Origin of the sequence: Methylovorus sp. MM2 (assembly GCF_001648895.1) — a bacterium.
In the GTDB taxonomy this organism is placed as follows: Bacteria; Pseudomonadota; Gammaproteobacteria; order Burkholderiales; family Methylophilaceae; genus MM1.
Genome location: NZ_LXUF01000001.1, coordinates 82795 through 105020 on the forward strand (window position 1 = coordinate 82795; position 22226 = coordinate 105020).

The 22226-nt window shown below is 45.1% G+C and carries 14 protein-coding genes; 7 read left to right on the top strand and 7 right to left on the bottom strand.

The features are described 5' to 3' along the window. Positions 1-24 precede the first annotated feature (24 nt). Positions 25-1854 carry a glutamine--fructose-6-phosphate transaminase (isomerizing) gene (gene glmS / locus A7981_RS00430; RefSeq protein ID WP_067262465.1) on the top strand — a complete coding sequence of 610 codons (1830 nt, stop codon included), beginning with the start codon at positions 25-27 and terminating at the stop codon, positions 1852-1854. Between the two features lie 155 nt (positions 1855-2009). Here glmS and A7981_RS00435 read toward each other — a convergent pair whose 3' ends face one another. Beyond that, positions 2010-2330 carry an STAS-like domain-containing protein gene (locus tag A7981_RS00435; protein ID WP_067262468.1) on the bottom strand — a complete coding sequence of 107 codons (321 nt, stop codon included), beginning with the start codon at positions 2328-2330 and terminating at the stop codon, positions 2010-2012. Between the two features lie 723 nt (positions 2331-3053). Here A7981_RS00435 and A7981_RS00440 point away from each other — a divergent pair. From A7981_RS00440 to A7981_RS00455, 4 genes are all read left to right on the top strand, one after another. Beyond that, positions 3054-6491: an Ig-like domain repeat protein gene (locus A7981_RS00440; RefSeq protein ID WP_131800920.1), complete on the top strand. Its 3438-nt coding sequence runs from the start codon at positions 3054-3056 to the stop codon at positions 6489-6491. A gap of 74 nt (positions 6492-6565) precedes the next feature. Then, complete coding sequence (locus A7981_RS00445; protein WP_067262471.1) at positions 6566-12724, top strand: RHS repeat-associated core domain-containing protein; 6159 nt, start codon at positions 6566-6568, stop codon at positions 12722-12724. A gap of 127 nt (positions 12725-12851) precedes the next feature. Then, positions 12852-13154 (top strand): hypothetical protein, encoded by a 303-nt coding sequence (locus tag A7981_RS00450; RefSeq protein WP_131800921.1) that lies wholly within the window; start codon positions 12852-12854, stop codon positions 13152-13154. A 73-nt stretch (positions 13155-13227) separates the two neighbouring features. Further along, entirely contained in the window at positions 13228-13530 is a 303-nt protein-coding gene (locus A7981_RS00455) for a helix-turn-helix domain-containing protein (protein WP_217234045.1), read from the top strand. 151 nt (positions 13531-13681) lie between these two features. On the opposite strand, the gene trpS is transcribed toward A7981_RS00455, so the two are convergent. From trpS to argS, 5 genes are read right to left on the bottom strand one after another with little or no spacing between them, the layout of a single operon-like run. After that, positions 13682-14698 carry a tryptophan--tRNA ligase gene (trpS, locus tag A7981_RS00460; protein WP_067262477.1) on the bottom strand — a complete coding sequence of 339 codons (1017 nt, stop codon included), beginning with the start codon at positions 14696-14698 and terminating at the stop codon, positions 13682-13684. A gap of 56 nt (positions 14699-14754) precedes the next feature. Beyond that, on the bottom strand, positions 14755-15567 hold the full coding sequence (locus tag A7981_RS00465) for an SDR family oxidoreductase (protein WP_067262481.1): 813 nt from the start codon (positions 15565-15567) through the stop codon (positions 14755-14757). A 15-nt stretch (positions 15568-15582) separates the two neighbouring features. After that, positions 15583-16212 (bottom strand): thiol:disulfide interchange protein DsbA/DsbL, encoded by a 630-nt coding sequence (locus A7981_RS00470; protein WP_067262484.1) that lies wholly within the window; start codon positions 16210-16212, stop codon positions 15583-15585. Positions 16213-16272: 60 nt separating this feature from the next. After that, positions 16273-16869, bottom strand: a complete 597-nt coding sequence (locus tag A7981_RS00475) for an SPOR domain-containing protein (protein ID WP_067262488.1) — start codon at positions 16867-16869, stop codon at positions 16273-16275. Positions 16870-16892: 23 nt separating this feature from the next. Beyond that, positions 16893-18551, bottom strand: a complete 1659-nt coding sequence (gene argS, locus A7981_RS00480; RefSeq protein WP_067262491.1) for an arginine--tRNA ligase — start codon at positions 18549-18551, stop codon at positions 16893-16895. Positions 18552-18616: 65 nt separating this feature from the next. Between argS and A7981_RS00485 the strand changes: the two genes are divergently transcribed. Then, positions 18617-20830 (top strand): primosomal protein N', encoded by a 2214-nt coding sequence (locus tag A7981_RS00485; RefSeq protein WP_067262496.1) that lies wholly within the window; start codon positions 18617-18619, stop codon positions 20828-20830. A 34-nt stretch (positions 20831-20864) separates the two neighbouring features. On the opposite strand, the gene A7981_RS00490 is transcribed toward A7981_RS00485, so the two are convergent. Further along, positions 20865-21170, bottom strand: coding sequence for a DUF5666 domain-containing protein (locus A7981_RS00490; protein ID WP_067262500.1), 306 nt, complete (start codon positions 21168-21170; stop codon positions 20865-20867). Positions 21171-21413: 243 nt separating this feature from the next. Between A7981_RS00490 and A7981_RS00500 the strand changes: the two genes are divergently transcribed. Next, on the top strand, positions 21414-22211 hold the full coding sequence (locus A7981_RS00500; RefSeq protein ID WP_067262506.1) for a transglutaminase family protein: 798 nt from the start codon (positions 21414-21416) through the stop codon (positions 22209-22211). Positions 22212-22226 lie beyond the last annotated feature (15 nt).

Sequence of the window (22226 nt, forward strand, 5' to 3'; positions counted from 1 at the left end):
AGTTAGTGTAAAAAAGAGAACAATATGTGTGGAATCGTAGGTGCAGTAGCATCCCGTAATGTAGTACCAATGCTGATAGAAGGCCTCAGCCGGCTCGAATATCGCGGATATGATTCTGCAGGTGTGGCAGTGCTTGATGGCGATATCAAACGAGTCCGTGCAGTGGGTCGTGTCGCTGAGATGCAAAGCAAAGCAGATGCAGAGAAGCTCACAGGCTTTGTTGGTATCGGGCATACGCGTTGGGCGACACATGGCGGTGTAACGGAATCGAATGCACATCCACATGTATCTCGCAGTGAGATCGCCGTTGTTCACAATGGCATCATTGAGAACCATGATGAGCAACGTGATCATCTTAAAGCGCTAGGGTACGTGTTTGAGTCACAAACTGATACTGAAGTGATCGCTCACCTCATTCATTATTACACCGCACAGGATATGGATCTATTAGCGGCTGTTAAAAGCGCGGTTGCTAAATTAACGGGTGCGTTCGCTATCAGCGTTATCTCACTAAAAGCACCTGATTATATGGTGTGCGCCCGTTTAGGTTGCCCTCTATTGATTGGTCTTGGCGAGGGTGAGAATTTTATTGCTTCTGATGTTTCTGCTGTGCTTTCAGTCACTCGTCGTGTCATCTATCTTGAAGATGGTGATGTAGGTGAGATTCGACGTGAAGGTGTGACGATATTCGATCGTAACGATGCGATCGTTACACGTAAAGTGCATATGAGCGATGTGTCATTAGCGTCGATGGAGCTTGGCCCATACGCACATTTCATGCAAAAAGAGATCCATGAGCAGCCGCGTGCTCTAACGGATACGACCGAGGCTGCGATCGATGACGCTAGTTTCTCTACCGCACTGTTTGGCGCAGACGCGGCAGATGTACTGAACAATGTGGATAGCGTACTGATCTTGGCAGCAGGTACCAGTTATTACGCAGGGTTAACGGCCAAATATTGGCTCGAAAGTATCGCTAGAATCACAACCAATGTTGAGATCGCAAGTGAGTATAGATATCGCCAGTCAGTACCGAATCCTAAACAGTTGATTGTTACCATCTCGCAGTCTGGTGAAACTCTAGACACGATGGAAGCACTTAAACATGCAAAGTCACTAGGACAAGAACAGACCTTAGCTATCTGTAATGTACAAGAAAGTGCTATCCCGCGAGCCTCGAAATTAGTGCTTTATACGCGTGCTGGTGCTGAGATCGGTGTTGCTTCAACGAAAGCGTTTACAACACAGCTCGTTGCTCTATTCACACTTGCCGTAACCTTGGCAAAACAGCGGGGCTTACTCACTCCTGAAAAAGAGCAAAGCTATCTTGATGAGTTGCGCCATTTGCCAGGCAGTATTCAGCATGCGTTGAATCTGGAACCGCAAATACGTGAATGGGCAAAGGCTTTCGCAAACAAGCAGAATGCCCTCTTTTTAGGCCGTGGTATGCATTACCCAATTGCTTTAGAGGGTGCATTGAAGCTAAAAGAGATCTCTTATATTCATGCAGAAGCCTACCCCGCTGGTGAACTCAAGCATGGTCCTCTAGCCTTGGTCGATAAAGATATGCCGGTTGTGGTGATTGCTCCCAACGATGCCTTGCTTGAAAAAGTTAAATCTAACATGCAAGAGGTACGTGCACGTGGGGGTGAATTATTCGTGTTCGCTGATCTCGATAGCCATTTTACCGAAAGTGAAGGTGTACATGTGATTCGTACACCTCGCCATGTGGGTGTGTTATCCCCTATTTTGCATACGATCCCAGTGCAACTGCTGGCTTACCACACAGCTTTGCTGAAAGGGACGGATGTGGATAAACCAAGAAATTTAGCCAAGTCTGTAACCGTCGAATAATTTTTTTTAAAAAAGTATTGCACATGTGTATCGGTAATAAAGTTGGAGCGCACGCAATAAAGATAGAACGTACGGAATAAAGTTGGAACGTAGGTTAAAATTAAAAAGGGCATCCATTAATTTGGCTGCCCTTTTATTTTTTTAGTTAATTCTAACTAAGCTAACGCAATAGCCTCACTAACCTTCAGATTTAGATTCTTAAGTCTGCGATTGATGGCAGATGCAATGGATTTAATAACCGCATCTTTTTCTGATTGAAATTGAACATTCTTTACCAACCAGTTAAGTCCTTGGCTGGCAACAATTACGCCAAACGCTTCATCGGCATATGATTCTGAGATCGAATGTACGTCTGATAGATCGATAGAAATAGTCTTTCCTTCACTAACAGCCAGCAGGATTTTTTGACGAACAACAGCTGCTGTCTTACGGGAAGACAGATCAGTACCATCAATATGAATTTGAATGTTGTCCATAATTAACTCCTTAACATATGCATTAGACTTTCGATCTCAGGATCTACAGTCATATCCCTGAGCACTCGTCTGATATTAGCGGTGCAGAACCTACATGCTATAGCGACACCATTCCACTTCTCGCTGCCTGCCAGCCTGTCTCATCAATCGAGGTAAGGTTCTTTTATTTTTCTTCAATCTTTCCACTTGAGGCGAATTTACTTCTAAAGCAATGGCGGAAACCGGCCAATGACGGTCATCCAGCATTGTGATTTTTCAGAAACTCACAGTGTGCGTGTACTACTAACGAGCTCTCAATACGTCGTAATATCGATTTACCCTTCCATAGTTTAATATCAGACTTTTGGTCTATATTAACCACAGTGGCTGCATACAACCACATAAAATATTCTTTTCCTTCAATGACCTATCCATGTCTATAGTAATTTTATGGCATGGTAATTGCTGACATAAACAAAAATACTAATAACACAAAGAAGAAAAAATTATGGGGAATAATTTTGGCTTTGGTTGGTTCCACCTTGTTTGCCAAGGCTCATTCAGCAATTCTATCGCTTTCATTTTGTTTGAATCTGGCACTCAGAAAAGCCAATCGTCTTTTTGTAAAGTACGAGAGGCTTCCCTTCTGCCCGTCCTAAATAAAGCCAAATGCGCGAATAAGGTGCAAAGTCGTTTTTGGGATTCCATACGCTACAGTCATATCTTATCTAAAGAGGTATTTGCGTGAAAATAACTAAAACTACGTCATCCTTAAGCATTAGAAAATTTATCACCTTTCTTGGCTTATTAAGCGCGGCTATTTTCACGGTACCTGCATTTGCAACTGGCTTTGTCGACCTGCCAGCAACAGGATTTACTGTGGGTGTCACCAAATCTCCTTATATAGCGTGTAATGAGACAGGTAATTTTGGGTCATCGGATATAACTCCCCCGTCGACTACAAGCAATAATGTTTGCGCAGTTTTTCCGGCAAATAGAACCACCTCTCCGATATCTGGGTATTCGGCTTTTGCCACACCGTCTACCCGTAACATTGTGATGAATAATTCATACACGAATAATACAAATGTCACGGTAGCCACAATAGAAGAGATTGTATGGAAAAAAGATGGGGCCATAGGTTCCGATGAATCTTGCATCTATGGATCACGATTTACCGCACTAGATGTGGATTATTGGAAAGAATCCGGCCATGGCGGTCAGCAGACTCTAAGTATCAATGGCTTTGCTCGTGCAGGTTTTAGTAGCTTCACTGGATTGAATAGTGTGCAGATGGCTTATTACTACTCATCCGTGTCGGATGAGGTGATCTTCCGGGCAGGTCGCACCTTTACGTCAGTCCAGCACCGAGCAAGTCTTGCGGATGACGAGGTCGCGGCAATAGGGTATGTTGCCCGCCCCACGATCGCCAACGGTCCACCAGCCAGCGCACCCGTCAATGGTGTCGCTTCGTATACCGATCCTCTACCGGTTCCCACTGACGCACAACAAGCAACGACAATTGATGCTAATTGGATCGAATTTACTACAGATGTTAACTATCTGGACGATGACGGTTCTTCGCTAGCAAACTCTTCTATGCTTTATGTCATGGTTACCGGTACCAAAGCGTGCCCTGCTTTGGAAGGTGGAGTACCGACACTTACTGATGATGCCTATAGCTTCCGCCAGACCGGACAGGAAGAGGCGCCGTTACTCGAATTCAAGGTCGCCGGTTATATTCCGGGCGCTGCTAATGTTGGCGCAGTGACAACCACAAACCTGACAGCACCCACCACCATCGCGGCGGGGGTAAGCACAACGCTTAGTGCAGCAGTTACGGGAGTATCGCCTACTGGTATCGTTACTTTCAAGGATGGTAGTACTACATTAGGTACCGGCACATTGACTGGAAGTGGTGCAACGGCTACGGCGACCTTAAATATTGCTTTCAATACCATAGGTTCCCATATCATCACTGCAGAATATAGCGGAGATGCTACTGATGCGCCAAGTGCTTCTGCAGGCCAGACAGTAGAGGTCACCATTGCACCTACCACGACTACTTTGACAGTAGCTTCAACTGCAGTAGCTGGGGCGAATGTGATGCTAACAGCAAACATTAGCAATGCTGCCGCGCCGACTGGAACGGTTACCTTTAAAGAGGGCGCTGCTATTTTGGGTACAGCTACTGTGGTTTCCGGAGTCGCCACATTTACTACCCAGTTCCTGACTGTCGGTACCCACACCAACCTGACTGCAGACTATGCTGGGGATAGCAATAACACCGCCAGCACCTCTGCTGCCAAGACAATCAACATCACCATCGCGACAAGCACGACAGTGTTGACTACTAGTCTCAGCACAGCCGCGGTGAGTCAACCCGTTATTCTGACTGCAACTATTTTTGGTGCTGCACCAACGGGTACGGTGACATTCAAGGACGGAGCGACGACTCTTGGAACTGAAACCCTTGTTTCAGGAACCGTTAGCTATACTGCCACATTCAGCACTGTGGCATCTCACAGCATTACTGCCGTTTATTCTGGCGACACTAACAATACCGCCAGCACTTCGCCAGCAAAAGTGATCAGTGTGGTCGCAAAGCTACCCACTACCACTGTTCTTACTACGGATATTCCTCAAGCAGTTTTGGGGCAGACCGTTATCTTGACAGCTGCTGTTACTGGATTCACGCCAACTGGTACGGTGACATTCAAAGATGGAACTACAACAAAGGGTACAGGCACTTTATCCGGCAGTGGCAATACAACGACAGCAACCTTAAGTACTAGCTTTACAACAGTAGCGTCTCATAGCTTGACTGCAGTTTATGCTGGGGACACAAATGATGCGACCAGTACTTCAGCTGCCGTTATCTTGCCAGTCAAAAATGCCACAACGACGGTGTTGTCACTTTCACCAAATCCAGTCATTGCTAATCAATCAGTGACTGCTACAGCCACTGTAACAGGCGCCACGCCTACAGGTGTCGTTGGTTTTTACGATAACTTCATCATCGTGGATGATCCCTTTACTGTAAATGGCCCGAATTTCCTAGGTAGTGCAACGATTACATCTGGTGTAGCAACGACCACTATTCAACTGCCAGCTACTGGCACTCGCAAGATTGTCGCCTTTTATTATGGTTCAACCACTCATGTATCTAGCTCTGCTACACCAGTTGATGAGATTGTTAATCCAGGATCTTTAAGCACCATCACACTTAATGTGATGCCAACCCCGGTGTTTGTTAATCAAAGTATTAATCTGATAGCGACTGTAAATGGTAACAACCCTACTGGCACAGTAACCTTCAAGGATGGCACTACGGTTATAGGGTCAATTGCAATGGTGAACGGTGTTGCGACGCTTAATACAAGCTTGACCACAGCGAGTACACATAGCATTACAGCATCATATGGAGGGGATTTAGCCAACGCTGGGGTTACATCTCCGGCAACGGCTTTGGTGGTCAGTGCAAAAACGACCACAACTACAGTACTTACTGTTACCCCGACTCCAGCGACCATTGGTCAAACAGTTACCTTCACGGCAACTGTGACCGGATCCACACCAACAGGAACTGTAGACTTTAAACAGGTTTCCACCGGTAGCATTATCGGTACCGCAGCCGTTATGAATGGGATTGCCACCCTTACCAAAAGCTTTACTACTGCTGGAGCTCTGTCGTATACAGCAACCTATTCAGGTGACACGAATAACAACACCAGCGTGTCGGCTGCAAAGAGTCTCACAATTACGGCTGGAAGCACCACAACGACGTTAAACATTTCACCTAACCCCGTGGCTACTGGTCAGTCGGTCACCCTTACTGCGACAGTCATGGGAACTTCGCCGACAGGCACTGTGACCTTCAAAGAAGGAGCGACCATTTTGGGCACGGGCACTCTCAGTGGTGGAATAGCAACATTCAATACAAGCTACCCCGCAGTTGGTGATCATGTAATTACTGCCGTATATGGGGGCAGCACCGGCAACACTACTTCCACATCAGCTATTGTTAATTTGACAGTGGATCTAGCTGGGCCATTAGGAAATCAACAAAACACTTACGATGCTTTAGGACGACTAATTAGTGTCCAGTACGGGAATGGAACGATTGTGAATTACTCCTATGACGCTACCGGTAATAGAACAGAATATACCGTAACGCCTTAAGACATGGGGTATACAAAAGTTAAAAGATAATCGACTTTAAAGATTAGCAACAGGTGAATTTCAGGGACAGCATAATGAGAAAAAATCAAAGCATCTTAAAGAATCTTAAAGCAATTCCTACGATCACTCGAACTCTTACGAGTTTCGTGGCATTTAGTGTTGGCATCGCAATGACTAACGCTCTTGCTGCCAATGAACCTAATCTTGCTAACGCAGAAGTCACCATTGAGGGTCAAGGGACTATTGTTACTAAACCCGGAGCACTTGTCTCATTTAAACAATATGAAGAGTTGCAGAAGGTTCGCACTCTACCTCAGAACATCTACAACAGTACCTTAGGCACTAAATCTGAAAAGAGCGCAGCGATAGCAGCTTCGAGAGTCGCCTTTGATAATGGCCCAATAGCACCGTCTTCCATTACAGAGTTGGCTCGGGCGTTACGCTACGACCCGGATCTGATTTATGCCTATGTACATGACAATATCGAATTTAGTCCTGTATGGGGTATTCAGAAAGGCGCATTAGGCGCTATTCTAGATAATCAAGGGACTGCTGCTGATCAAGCTAGCCTGATGGTTCAATTATTAAGAGCATCAGGCTATACAGCTAGCTATGTAGTGGGGGTGATTAACTTAAGTGCACAGGACGTGAAGGAATTATTCGCGCAAGAAAACTTAAATAATTGTGCTGCGGTAAATATGCTGGGGATGTCTCAGATTCCAGCTTTGATAAGCCCTTTTCCTGCTTGCAATGATAGCCCTTACATCAGTAATACGAGCATCTATCATGTGTGGGTAAAGGTGAACATTGACGGAACGGATTATGTTTTTGATCCCGCGTTCAAAAAACATCAATTTAAATCAGGAATAGATATTGGGTCTTTGTCAGGCTTCGATTTCACAAGCTATACCAATTCAGCCATGATTGGCGCAACTGAAACGCCAAACTATATCCAATCAATCAACCGCACCAATATTCGTAATAATTTGAATACCTATGCTTCCAATTTTGCAACATGGTTGCGCATAAATAAACCTACAGCAACTTTGGATGATGTCATTGGTGGTGCGACCATTATACCAACATCAGATACGCACCTACGTCAGACTTCTTTGCCAAATCAGAACTTTGGCGAGTCGACCTTTTACTGGGATGAGCTCCCTAATTATTTAAGAGTCACTATTCGCATGCAATTGCCCGGCATAGACGAGACTTTATTTATGGATGATATATATGGCAAACGATTGACAGTCACTTACAACGCTTCCAGACAACCAATCATCAAGCTTGATGGTGCTCAAGTGGGCACAACAGGTATCGCTGGGGCAGCTAATACTAAACAAGACATCAATTTCACAGTGCTGCATAACGCATATGTTGAAAATTTTGCGAATCAAAATTTTCAATCAAGTATCAACGTGGGAGGGACATACTTTATAGCCAATAGTGTCGGTTATGTAGGCCGAGGCCTAGTACAAAAGTTTCGGATGGCAGCTCAAGATAAGTTGGCTCAAGGCGTCGTAAGCACTGATGAAACGGTCATGGGGTCAAGCTTAGGTTCTCTGGGAGCACTGTACTCTGCACAAGTTGCGACGACTATTTATACTACCGGCAAGATATTCAATTCCCAGATTGCTCTTCATCATCAGGTGGGTATAGCCGGATATGCTAATTCGACCACTTATGTTGATTTTGCAGGAACATCTGCTTCTTCAATTAGCAACTCGTTGGACAACTCATCGTGGAAAGCATCTGCTTACAGTATCACTACACATGGCAGCATTCTAGAATCAACTGCTGTTAATCAAGCGTTAAACTCACCAGCAGTTTCTACAGTTGAACTTATCGATCGGGCGGTTGTGCTTGGCCAACCAGTGTATGACGCTACTTCAGCAAACTATATCGCTGCAGTAAAGCCAAATCTAACCGGCTGCAATGCAGCTCAGTTAACTTATTACCAGACCCTTCTTGATACGCCCAATAGAAGACTAATTCTACCTAAGAGCTGTTCTATCGTGCAGGGCACATTCACTGGTTTTGGTTTATTTGCATTGACTGAATACAGTGATGGTCATCTGGGAGTCGGAGCGATTATCCATGGGGGGATATTTGGAGGCGCATCTACATCTCTATTTGCACCGGCATCACTAGCTGAATACATTGGAGTGTATAACGTTCCAAGCATATGGGGTGAATTAGGATTTCTTGCACAGCTTGGATTGACGAATTTTAATACTATTAATACCTATACTGACCCTATTGATATGGCGCGAGGGAACTATCTGTATGAGCACACAGACATGAGCGTCGGAGTTGGTGATCAAGCACTGGCATTAACTCGTCAGTATAGTTCAGGGATTAATACGATTGCCGGCCCATTCGGCAAAGGATGGACCCACAATTATGATTCCAGCGCCTCTGTCGGTTCAGATGGATTTCAAGGCATGGGAGAGGATTCTGCACTTGATGCAGTGGGAACTTTAGTCGAACAAAAGGTCGCCTATGAAATTTTAAAGTCCGATCTAACATTGCCTTTAAATAAGATGGTAATGGTGACTTTGGGAGCAAAATGGTTTGGCGACCAACTCATTGATAATACCGTTTTGGTAAATACCGGTTTAAAAGGTGAGTTATTTGTAAAACTCCCTGATGGAACTTATAACCCGCCGCCAGGAAAATCACCCCGCCTGACTCTAAATGCTGGGGCATATACCTACGAGACGGTTAATCGCGAGAAATCAGTTTATAACTTAAGCACTGCAACCAATGGTGCAAATAAGATCGCAAGCTACACTACACCTAGCGGTTTAAAGGTGCTTTACACTTATTCAGGTGCGAATCTGACTTCAGTAAAAAATAGCGTAGGTAGGACGCTTACTTTCACTTATGTGAGCAATCGCATTACTCAAATAGCTGACGGTAATAGCCGTACCGTCAAATATGCTTACGATACAACTACCGGCAATGCTAACAGTGGGACGCTTCTTAAATTTACCGATAGTTTAGTCAAAGATACGACATATCAATATGCAGCTGGACGAATGACCAAGTTGTTCTATCCTAGCTTTCCCTTTACTCCCGCCGCCCTCAACACTTATGACACATTGGGTCGTGTACAAACGCAAACCAATGCCGTTGGTGGACTTTATAGTTATTATTTTGCGGGTAGTCGCTCGGAAGAGGTCGGACCTAATGGCAGAAGTTTAGTCAGTTATTTCGATAGCTTAGGTAACGTTACCAAGTCGATCGACCCACTTGGCCGAATAACGCTTAACACATACGACGGGCAATCACGTTTGGTAAAGAAACAGGCGCCTGAAGGTAACACCATAGAATATACCTATGATGATTATCCTTGTGCCAACGCAGATATGCGTTGTACACAAAACGTAAAGACCATCGTGAAAACCCCGAAACCTGGTTCTAGCCTTGCGCCAATTTCAAACAGTTTCACCTATGAAAGTGCTTTTAATAAAGTCGCGACTGCAACCGATGGTCGAGGGAACATAACGACTTACACATACACTACTTTCGGAAGTCCGCTTACAGTTACCTCACCTACAGATAGTAATGGTGTAGCACCTCTTACAACCTACGCTTATACCACTTTCACACCGACAGCTACAGGCTTCACAACTTTTCCCTTTAATCTGCAAACAGGTCAAACGGTAAAAACTACTGCAAGTAATACCGTTACGAATACTACAAATTACAATACCGCTGCTTTGAAGTTTGTACCTCTGAGTACGGTGCAAGACTCAGGAAGTGGCAAACTTAATATTACTAATACTTTCACCTATGATGCGGTAGGTAATTTGACCATCTTGGATGGGCCAAGAGCTGATGTGACAGACACCGTAACTACTACTTATGATGTAGCACGGCAACCGACACAGATTACTGATGGTCTAGGGAAGCTCACAAAATTAACTTACGATGCCGATGGTCGTCTAACAATCCAGGCTAAACAGATTGGTACAGCATGGCACGTTAGTTGTACTACGTATTCAGCTAGCGGTAAGCCACTAAAGACATGGGGAGCCGCACAAACCGCCTTAGCAACTACATGCTCTTATCCAGCGCCTCCTGTTACCGTTACTGACTATACATACGATTTATTAGATCGAGCTGCCACTGTTACGCAAAATCTTCCTGTCAGTGAAGGTGGCAATCGTGTGAGCCAGATCAATTACAATCTTGACGACACTGTACAAAGCACAATGCAAGGAGTGGGTACTCCACTTGAGCAGACTTACGCCGCTTATACCTATACATTAAACGGATTAAGAGCCACGATTAAAGATGCTAAAAACAATCTCATTACCTATACGTATGATGGATTCGATAGACTAGCTCAAACCAATTATCCAGATCCAACTTCGCCTAATGTTTCATCCTCCACTGATTACACTCAGGCGGATTATGATGCAAATAATAATATAACTAGCTTTAGGACTCGCAAAGGCACCTCCATTACGCAAAACTGGGATAATCTTAATCGTCTGGTTGAACGTAATTATTCGAACCCTGCTGATAGCCTAGCCTTCAGTTACGACCTGCGTGGCCTTAAAACACTTAGCAAATATACAAGTGCTACCGATTCCATTGTGAATACTTGGGACAATGTAGGACGCTTGAAAGATACAACTACTCGCGGTCATGCTATTAGTTATCTCTATGATGCAGCCAGTAACCGTATCAGAACGACTTGGCCGGACAGCTACTATACGACGACTAGTTTTGATGCGTTGAATCGTCCTTTGATAATCAAAGAGAACGGCTCCGTAAACTTAGTCAATTATGCTTACGATGATCTTTCTCGCCGCACTACTACCACTCTTGGAAATAGTACAAGTACGGGTTACCTATATGATACGCAGGGCGGATTAGCAAGCCTCGAACATAATCTATCTGGTACGGCAGAAGACGTAAAATTCAGCTATGCCTATAACCAATTACAGGAAATCAAGAGTAACTACACTAGTAATAGCTTGTATATACACTCCTCCAGTCCGGTAACAAGTACATATATTGCCAATGGACTAAATCAATATACAGAGCAAACACAGAACGCCGCTAACCTATCTTATGGGTATGATGAAAACGGTAACTTAACATCCGAAAATGCCAACACACTGAGCTATGATGAAGATAGCCGCCTGACAGGACAATCAGTAGGTGCGGCTACGCTCAGTTATGATTCAGAAAGTCGTTTGATTAAAACAATCATCAATGGAACAGAGACTCAACTTCTTTATGACGGCACTCGTTTGGTCGCTGAATATGATAATGCTGGAGCACTCCTGAAACGCTATGTTCATGGAAGCGCTGTAGATGAACCCGTAGTAAGTTACGATGGTACTGGTACATCTAACAAGAATTGGTATTACGCCAATAACCAAGGCAGTATCGTTGCATTGGCAAACTCCTCAGGGACAGCTATAGCCACCTATACATATAGTGCCGAAGGCATGCCAGGTGGTACATCGGGCGGTCGATTTAGGTATACCGGCCAGCAAAATCTAGACGGCATGGGTATTTACTATTACAAAGCAAGAATGTATTCCTATGAGTTGGGCCGCTTCTTGCAAACAGATCCTATAGGCATTGAAGATGATATGAATCTCTATGCATATGCAAGCAATAATTCAATTAATAGAGGGGACTCCACTGGATTGGCGGGGATCGCATTTAGAAATGGATTCTCTGGTGAGTCATATCAAGTAGCTGGATTAAGTGATGTTTGGAGTTCAGTAAAGAGTGGAACAAGAAGTGCGTGGAGCATGATAGATCCTCCAGGACCCCATCAGTACAGTTATAGCTACAATGTTTGTAATGGATGTGATGCCTCGGTAGTAAGCCGAACCTCAAATTATTATTCGGTACCCTTTTTAGATCTGGATCCACCACAAGGTTATATGCTTTTAGCAGGTAATAATCCAATTAATCACGGATTTGATGGGACAACTTGGATGAATTCAACTTTACCTGGCCATATGTTTACCGGACGAGTTATAGGCGATACTTCATCGGACGTATATGGTAATGTAAGTATCAATGTTACTGGAACAGGAACTGGATTTGCTCCTCGATTTAATGAGTTCGTGGGTGGGATTTATTTTGGTGGGGTTTGGCCTGCAGCAACTTATATTGATCTTAAATATAACGCAGCTAAAGATTATTTAATTGATCAGTATTACATTTGGACGATTAATTCATTAAGACAACATTAGGTATACGATGATGATTAGATTTCTAATATTTGTAATTCTGGTACCTATAATTACAAGTTGTACCTCCGAAAGGCGGCCGCCCTTATATAGCCTGGAAGTTTATACTACTCATCAAACACGATATGAAGTGGTCGATTTGGTAAAGAAATTTGCACTAAGAGAAAATTTGATTCAATCAAATAATTACGAATCCCCCTCCCCTACAGAAGCAAGCGTGTCAATAAACTTTGCAGATGCGCCACAAAAAAACGCTTGGTTATGGGTAAGTAATGAGAATTTAGTTAACAAAGAACATGTGCAGGTTTTCATTTTCAGACTTGCTAAAGATGAAACCTGTGATATTTGTAAGAAATTAGAATCAAGTGATGAAATGAAAGCGATTAAGGAAAAGTTTGAAATCCACAATGTTGTGAAAAATGGTAATTGGTGAGCATTCTCAACTTATAGGATACGGATTTTAAAAAAATCCCAATCGTTGATTCAGATAATGTGAATACAATAGTATGAATATTAAATTCATACAACTGTATGAAGACGTAGAGATGTATATAAAACATGCTTTGGGCATGTTCACAGATGAATTTATAGCTATTACTTTTGGGAAAGTATTAAGAGATCTTCGGAAGTCTCAAGGAAAATCACAAGAAGTCTTGGGATTGGATGCTGGACTTGAGCGAACGTTTATTTCAATGTTGGAGTTGGGGCAACGAGGCCCTTCACTTGCAACTCAAGTAAAGCTTGCAGAAGGATTGAATATTTCTTTAAAAGAACTAATTGATATGTTCGAGACAGAATTATTAAAGTGAAATGAACATGTCAGCACAATGGTTGATTGGATCGAAACCAATCTTCCACGCATCATGGAAGTAAGAGATGCGAGTGGATTACTAAAAGTTAAAGACCAATAACTGTTGATCTCTTAGTTATTATTAGTCTTTATTGGTTTTAGGTAACTCGTTAGTAGCTTGGCGAACGGCCAAGCATAGCCTTAGTGACTTTCTCTAAGGTACGTTTCGCTGATATACGTGCCATTGCAGCGCCTTGAGCAAGTATCTCATCCAGTTTTTCTGGCTGGGCCAACAATGTCTCATAAGTCTCACGAGGCTTTTCAAGATATACGGTGATAGCTTCTAGAAGTAGATTCTTGGCATCACCATAACCCATCTTACCTTTTACAAAGCTACTACGCATGAATGCGATCTGATCAGCTGTAGCAAAATTCTGATAAAGCTGGAATATCGTAGATGTGTCTGGGTCTTTAGGCTCATTTGGTAATTTCGAATCTGTGACGATGCGCATCACGGATTTCTTTAATTGCCCTGGTTCAGCAAAAATGGGAATGTAATTATCGTAACTCTTACTCATCTTACGACCATCAAGACCCGGGATCGCATTAGCAGTTTCCTGAATGACAGGTTCTGGCATCGATAATATCTGTTTGTTATAGATGTGGTTAAAACTACCAGATATGTCGCGTGCAAACTCTACATGTTGTTTCTGATCTTGCCCGACCGGAACAACGTCTGCGTTATAAAGCAGAATATCAGCTGCCATGAGCGTCGGATAAGTGAATAGCCCCATATTAACCCCAGCATCTGGATCATCACCCTTCTCAGTGTTACGATCGACCACAGCTTTGTAAGCATGAGAACGATTCATCAGGCCTTTGCCTGTGACATTCATCAATAGTGTAGATAGTGCATAGACCTCAGGGATATCAGACTGGCGGAATAATGCCGCCTTAGTGGTATCAAGTCCTAGTGCCAGAAATGTCGCCGCAATCTCATAAGTGTTCCGATTAATGGCTTTACTATCACGTACAGCATTTAGCGCATGTAAGTCAGCAATAAACACATAAGCACGTTTTGCCTGACTAGATAATTCAATGACAGGCTTCACTGCACCAACCATATTGCCTAGATGTGGTGTGCCAGTTGGTTTGATGCCAGTAAGAACGGTTTTTTCTGAGTACATTGTCTGGTTTCTTATACGATTTGACGGCTATTTTAGTGGAAGCAGATCAGTTTTTGTTATTCTGCTCTAGATTTATGTGGGGCATCTTTGGCTAACCAATCCCACCATGCGGCTGGAAGTATATGCATGAGTCTTGCAATCACGCCCATTTGCCATGGGATCACGACAAACCGGCGCTTTGCCGCGATGGCTTTGGCGAATTTAGTGACGGCAACATCTACATCCATTAGGAACGGCATTCTGTAGGTATTGATATCAGTCATTGGAGTACGAATATACCCTGGTGCGATAGTGGTAACTTGGATATTCGATTTGATCATCTCGACGCGTAAGCTTTCAAGATACTTGATCGCAGCTGCCTTAGATGCGCTGTAAGCACCTGCTCCGGGTAGGCCTCGTACACCAGCAACACTTGCGATACCAACAAGCTGACCATGCCCTTGATTCTTCATGGCTTGGATAAAAGGTTGGAACGTGTGCACTAGCCCCAAGACATTGATCTCCATCATCATCTTGAAAGCTTCAATATCCTCTTTGTATTCAGTCAGTGTGCCGCGACTAACGCCTGCATTACCGATGACGATATCAGGTACACCGAAGCGTTCTATAAAATCCTTCGCCGCTTGATCCATCGCGATGGCATCTCTGACATCTAGAGGATAGATGACACAGTCTTTACCCAATTGATTTGCAAATGAGGTTAATTGAGCTTGTCGTCTAGCGACTAGCCCTAAGATGGCACCTTGTTTGGCATAGTAATCTGCCAATGCTTGGCCAATTCCACTGGAAGCACCAGTGATAAACACTTTTAAAGTAGAAACCCGCTGCGGATTTTGAGTCGACACAGCGGGTTTAAGGGTTTGGGTCATGCGAAAAAGTGGAGATTACTTGATGCCTTTTTCGGCCTTAGCTTTGGCGATTAAGTAATCAGCAGTTTTCAACATCTCGTCATTGCCATTCGCCATGCTGCCGGATGTGATGTACTTACCATCGATCACCAAACTTGGTACGCCAGTTGCGCCAGAAGCACGGAAAACTTGTACTGCGCGCATGACTTGGCTGTTGGTTGAGAAGGAGTTATAAGTATCTTTGACTTTTTGGCGATCGAGGCCACTTTGGGCAGTGATCCAGTCGATAGTCGCTGCTTCATCATTGGGTTTTAGCGCACGTTGTTTATGGATAGCGTCAAACAATGGCCCGTGCAGTTTTTCGAGTAGGCCAAGGGTTTCAAGGGTGAAATAAGCTTTTGCCATTGGTGCCCAATCTGGACGCGGCACACCCGGAACGCGTTTGAAATAGACATTCGCTGGTAGCTTTTTGACCCATGCAGCGAGTTGTGGCTCAAACTGGTAGCAATGAGGACAGCCATACCAGAAGATTTCCAAGACTTCGATCTTGGCTGGCGTATCTGTTGGCATTACTTGTGCAACAGGGCTATATTCGTTGCCTGCTTGAGGGTCTGCCATGACATGCGTTGAAAGCAACAGCATCAAAGCGGCCAGAATTTTCTTCATGATATTGAGTCCTTATGTTCGTGGTTATTATTAAACGTCTCGGTTTGAATCTAGCCGACACTATTGGTTCTGTATCGTGCTATTTACTTTAATTAAGTCCGTTGAAAAACCGTTCTTGGATAATTCGGCACGGGTCTTATTGATCTGATCGATATCTGCAAAGGGACCAACGCGTACACGATGCCATACGCCTTTATCAGGAATCGTCGCTGTCTGGACGATGGCTTCCATGCCTAACAATGCCAATTTGGCTTTCATGTTGTCAGCCTCTTGTTCCGTTTGGAATGCACCGGCCTGCAAAAAGTAGCTTTCTTTTGTTTCAGTTGCTTGTGCGGCATTCTGCTTGATCTCTTGCTCGGTTACCTGTTTCTCGCTACCCGGCAGAATGGTATAGAAATCAAAACGTGGTTTGTCTGTGCTATCTACTTGGGCATCTTTGGGGATAGCACTAGTATCAGGTTTTTCAAGAGGTACTTCCGTTGTGGCACCCGGCGTCACCTTGGCGACAAAAGGACTATCCGTGCCTTTGACCAATAAGGCGACACCAACCGAAATGCCTACACCGAGTAAAAGCCCAACCAGCAGGCCTGTGATGAATGGGTTACCCTTGTTGTTACTGCTTGATCTCTGCGCAGTAGGTTTGTAATCTCGGCTCACAATATTTCCTCTTTAAATAATGCTTACATTTTTTCTGGTGCGTTGACGCCCAGTAATTGCAATCCGTTTTTTAATACCTGTTGTGTAGCTTGAATCAGTGCCATGCGCGCGAGCTTAGTAGGCTCATCATCCACTAAAAATTGTTGAGCATTGTAATAGCTATGCAGGTCACTGGCTAAATCTTTTAGATAATTAGCAATCACATGCGGCGCTAGCTCATCTGCGGCATTACTGACTGTTTCAGGGAACTCCCCAAGCTTCTGCATTAACGCTGCTTCATGTGTCGTATCTAGCGGTTTTAGATCAACGGTTTTGAGGCTTTCGCTATCTCCCCCCCATTGATTGAGTACGCTACAGATACGCGCATGCGCATATTGGATGTAGTAGACAGGATTATCGTTGGTTTGTGCCCGTGCCAGATCAATATCGAATACTAATTGTGAGTCTGCACGTCTGGCGGCGAGGAAATAACGTGTGGCATCGCAGCCGACCTCTTCGATCAGGTCGCGCAACGTGACATAGCTGCCCGCTCTCTTGGAAAGCTTTACCTCTTCGCCCCCACGCATGACGGTTACCATCTGATGTAGTACGTAATCAGGCCAGCCTTTAGGGATATTAATATCTAGCGCCTGTAAGCCAGCGCGAACACGCGTGATGGTGCTGTGGTGGTCTGCACCCTGCTCGTTGATGACACGTTCAAAACCACGTTGCCATTTGTCCAGGTGATAAGCGACATCCGGCACAAAATAGGTATAACCACCATCGGTTTTGCGCATGACGCGGTCTTTGTCATCGCCAAAATCGGTGGTGCGCAACCAGAGCGCATCATCCAGCTCATAAGTATGGCCGCTAGCGATCAGGTTCTGTACGGTCTTTTCAACTTTACCTTCTGAATATAAGGCAGACTCGAGCGAGAATACATCAAACTTGATCTGGAATGCGCGAAGATCCAGATCCTGTTCATGGCGTAAGTAAGCCACTGCAAAGCGGCGGATAGACTCACTATCGTTTGCATCACCAGAGCCCGTGACTTGAATGTCATCTGCAATGACCGTGTCTTTTGCCAAAAAGGCTTGCGCGACATCAGCGATATAATCGCCGCGGTAGCCATCTTCCGGCCAGTCTGCATCCTCAGGTGTTAAACCTTGGCAACGGGCTTGCACCGATTTTGTCAGGTTATCGATCTGTACGCCTGCATCGTTATAATAGAACTCACGGGTAACATTCCAGCCATTGGCATCCAGCAGGCGCGATAAACAGTCACCGACTGCTGCACCTCGACCATGACCTACGTGTAATGGGCCAGTGGGGTTGGCTGAAACGAATTCGACTTGTACCTTGCGACCTTGGCCTTGGTTATTGTGGCCAAATTTATCGCCTTGGGTCTGGATATCGCCAACTACCGTGCTTTTGGCATGATTGCTCAAAAAGAAATTGATGAATCCGGCGCCAGCGATCTCGACCTTCTCTACCAAAGTTGAGACGGGCAAAGCCTGAATCAACTGCTCGGCAATTGCGCGCGGGTTCTGGCGCAATGGTTTTGCCAGCATCATGGCTAAATTCGTGGAGAAATCACCGTGTTGTGCGGTTTTTGGCCGTTCGATCTGAATGGCGATATCTGAAGCATCCGCATGCAAGCATTTTGCGGCAGCTGCCAGTAATTCGGTAAGATGTGCTTTCAAAGTAGAATCATGCTTAAAAAAACGTATTTTAACCTATTGATGGCAAGCGCTGAAAAGCAATTCTAATGACCGCACAATCCCCGCAGCAGAATATTCTAAAAATCGCCCTCGATGTACCGATGGATCGTCTGTTTGACTATCTTGCAGGGGATTTTCATGTGGAGGTCGGTCAGCGCGTTGTCGTGCCTTTTGGCAGCCGTAAACGCGTGGGTGTAGTGATTGAAAAGTGCAATAGCACGGATATACCCAGTGGTAAGCTTAAAGCTGTTTTGTCAGCGTTTAATGATGAATATCCTTTGGATGCAGACACGTTCTCTTTGCTACGTTTCTGCGCGGACTATTATCAATATCCCTATGGGCAAGCGCTGCTATCTGCATTGCCGACACGTTTGCGTCAAACTGAGCCAGCGGTATCCCGTAAACAATATGTTTATGCACTGACTGCCACCGGACTAAAAGTTGCCTTGGATGAAATACCCGCACGCCAAGTTGTGCAGCGTCGAATATTCTCGGCTTTATCTGAGCAGCATGAATGTGATGAGTCGGAGCTAAATGCACTCTCGGCAACTTGGCGAAAATCCATGCAGCTATTCATTGAAAAGAGTTGGGTTAGCCGCCGGGAGATATTGGCTGGCTTGCAGCAGGCCTCAGCAAGTTCAGCTGCTTTACCCGCGCTGAATGATGAGCAGGTTAACGCGCTTGATGCGATGCTAAAAGAGGCCGATATTTTCAAGCCCTGGCTGTTGCATGGCATCACAGGTAGTGGAAAAACCGAAGTTTATATGCAGCTTATCCAACGCATACTGACGGATCATCATGGTCAAGTGCTGGTGCTGGTGCCTGAGATCAATCTCACACCGCAGCTGGAATCTCGATTTCGTAGTCGATTACCTGAATTCCCACTCGTCAGTCTCCATAGCAACCTTGGCGAGAGTGAGCGCTTACAAAATTGGCAACTTGCCCAATCTGGTGCTGCGCGTATCGTGATTGGCACCCGCCTTTCCGTATTTACGCCCTTGCCGCAGTTACGACTCATCATCGTGGATGAAGAACACGATGGATCATATAAGCAGCAGGACGGCATGCGCTATCACGCCCGCGATATTGCATTGGTAAGGGCGCAGCGCGCTAAAGTGCCTATCGTGCTTGGTTCTGCTACCCCTGCTTTGGAAACTTGGCATAACGCAACAACAGGCCGATATGGTCACCTGACTTTAACTAACCGTGCGGTTGCACAATCACGTTTGCCAGACATCCGGTGCATCGACGTCAGCCGTAGCGAGATGCAGGATGGATTGTCGCCCATATTGATCACCGCTATGCGCGAAAGATTGGTAAAAGGCGAGCAAAGCTTATTGTTTATTAATCGCCGTGGCTATTCTCCCGTGTTGTTATGCAATGCTTGCCACTGGATTGCGCCGTGCATGCGCTGTAGTAGTCGATTAGTCGTGCATTTACGTCAAGGCCGCTTGCGCTGCCATCATTGCGGACATGAGCAAAAGATCGTGCCCCAATGCCCTAGTTGTGGCAATCCTGATCTACATCCGACAGGGCACGGTACGCAAAGGCTCGAGCAAACATTAGCAGCGCTTATGCCAGAGGCTCGTATCTTAAGGGTTGATAGAGATAGTACGCGGCGTAAGCATGCACTCACTGACATGCTGGCGGCTGTGCATGCAGATGAGGTAGATATACTGGTTGGTACGCAGATGTTGGCTAAAGGGCATGACTTCCCTAACCTCACGCTGGTAGGGGTGATAGATACCGATAGTGCTTTATTTAGCCCGGATTTCCGTGCCGCAGAACGGCTTTTTGCACAATTGATGCAAGTGGCCGGTCGCGCTGGTCGAGCAGATAAAGCGGGTGAGGTGTTGATACAGACCACTTTCCCCGAACATAATCTATTCAATGCATTGCGGGTACAGGATTACAAGGCCTATGCAGATGCCTTGTTACAAGAGCGCGAGATGACACAGTTTCCGCCTTATGCATTTCTCGCTGTTATCAAAGCTGAATCTACCCATTACAGTGAGGCTCAGCAGTTTCTACAGCAAGCGGCAGATGCTGCAAGAGCTTTGAATCTGGATGTCATGGTCTATGACCCAATTCGCCCACAGATGGAACGGTTAAAAGGCATGGAACGCGTGCAGTTGCTATTGCAGGCCAATAGCCGCCAGCCTTTACAGACCTTGCTGCGTAACTTGGTACCTAGTCTGCGTGAAAGTAAGCTGGGTGCCAAGATACGTTGGGCGGTCGATGTAGACCCACAAGAGTTCTAATCTGGGGCTAATATTTTACGATTGGTGAATCATTTTAAAGCTTGCCGCATTTAGCAGGTTTTGCTGATTCGATCTCTGAAACAACGCCTTTTTTATGTTCAACCTCTACACAGGTGCCCACAACTAAAGGTCCATTGTCTGAATCAATTTCGGTTTTATCTGTGACCTCAACTTGTTGTCCGCTAATGATCCATATACCTGCATTACCAACCGGTCTGGTTTCGATTCGACCATAAAACTCTTCGCTTGCCATTGCAGGCACACTAAAAGCACAGATACTTGCAGCGACAGCCAACAGATACTTCAATGATGTAACACCCGATGTTTTTGGAAACGCCATTTTATGCTCCTCAAATCAGAATTGATATTATGTGCATTCATCTTAATTATTCTGTTGCCGCCAATGCATAAGCAAACGGCTGATTCGACTGTAGGAATTGAGGATTATTTTGATATGAATATGCTGGAATCAGTAACTAATGAGAGCCAAACACTGAAAAATCAGCCTGCATTTAGCATGTAAGACCAGTGATACTTCAAAAGCGCGATAGAATAGGTTTATCAATAGGCTAAAGGATCATGCATGTGGTTGCGTACGGAATGTAATATCACCTTTAATGTCAGCATTCCCACTGCATTTACCCTGATGTTGCGGCCGCGTAGCGGTGTAAACCAATGGGTGGCACGGGAATCCTATACCATCAGGCCTAGCGTGCCGGTGGTTGAATATACAGATAGTTATGGCAATCTTTGCCAGCGACTTATTGCGCCTGTTGGTGAGTTCTCCATTAGTACTTCGGCGGATATCCTTACTGCAGACGGTATCGATATTGCCCCCGGTGCGCCGTTTGATGATGTGCAGAATCTCCCCGATGCTGTACTTACCTTTCTGCTGCCATCGCGCTATTGTGAATCTGATAAATTCATCGACCTAGGTCAGCAGATTGTCGAGGGTGTGATCCCTGGTTATGACCAAGTTGCGGCGATAGAGAAATGGATACGCGAGAATATCAAATTCAATTCCGACTCTATCCACTTTCAGCTTTCTGCAGTTGAGGTCAACCAGCAGCGCGAAGGCGTCTGTCGTGAGCTGGCGCATTTAGGCATTGCCCTTTGCCGCGGTCTTTGCATACCGGCACGTATGGTGGTGGGTTTTCTGCACGGACTTGAGCCTATGGATTTTCATGCTTGGTTTGAAGCTTACGTGAATGGTCGCTGGTATACCTTTGATGCCACCCAACCAGAACCACGCGGTGGACGTGTTACCGTTGCTTATGGGCATGATGCCGCTGATGTCGCCATATTCAATCAATTCGGCCCGGCTTTATATCCTGAGTTGATGCAAGTCGGTGTAACTGAGCTGGCTTCAGCGCCGGATTAATCTGGTAAAGAAGAG

Coding starts and splice junctions, on each gene's coding strand:
- glmS (WP_067262465.1), top strand. CDS start 25: ATGTGTGGAATCGTAGGTGCAGTAGCATCCCGTAATGTAGTACCAATG.
- A7981_RS00435 (WP_067262468.1), bottom strand. CDS start 2,330: ATGGACAACATTCAAATTCATATTGATGGTACTGATCTGTCTTCCCGT.
- A7981_RS00445 (WP_067262471.1), top strand. CDS start 6,566: ATGAGAAAAAATCAAAGCATCTTAAAGAATCTTAAAGCAATTCCTACG.
- A7981_RS00455 (WP_217234045.1), top strand. CDS start 13,228: ATGAATATTAAATTCATACAACTGTATGAAGACGTAGAGATGTATATA.
- trpS (WP_067262477.1), bottom strand. CDS start 14,698: ATGTACTCAGAAAAAACCGTTCTTACTGGCATCAAACCAACTGGCACA.
- A7981_RS00465 (WP_067262481.1), bottom strand. CDS start 15,567: ATGACCCAAACCCTTAAACCCGCTGTGTCGACTCAAAATCCGCAGCGG.
- A7981_RS00470 (WP_067262484.1), bottom strand. CDS start 16,212: ATGAAGAAAATTCTGGCCGCTTTGATGCTGTTGCTTTCAACGCATGTC.
- A7981_RS00485 (WP_067262496.1), top strand. CDS start 18,617: ATGACCGCACAATCCCCGCAGCAGAATATTCTAAAAATCGCCCTCGAT.
- A7981_RS00490 (WP_067262500.1), bottom strand. CDS start 21,170: ATGGCGTTTCCAAAAACATCGGGTGTTACATCATTGAAGTATCTGTTG.
- A7981_RS00500 (WP_067262506.1), top strand. CDS start 21,414: ATGTGGTTGCGTACGGAATGTAATATCACCTTTAATGTCAGCATTCCC.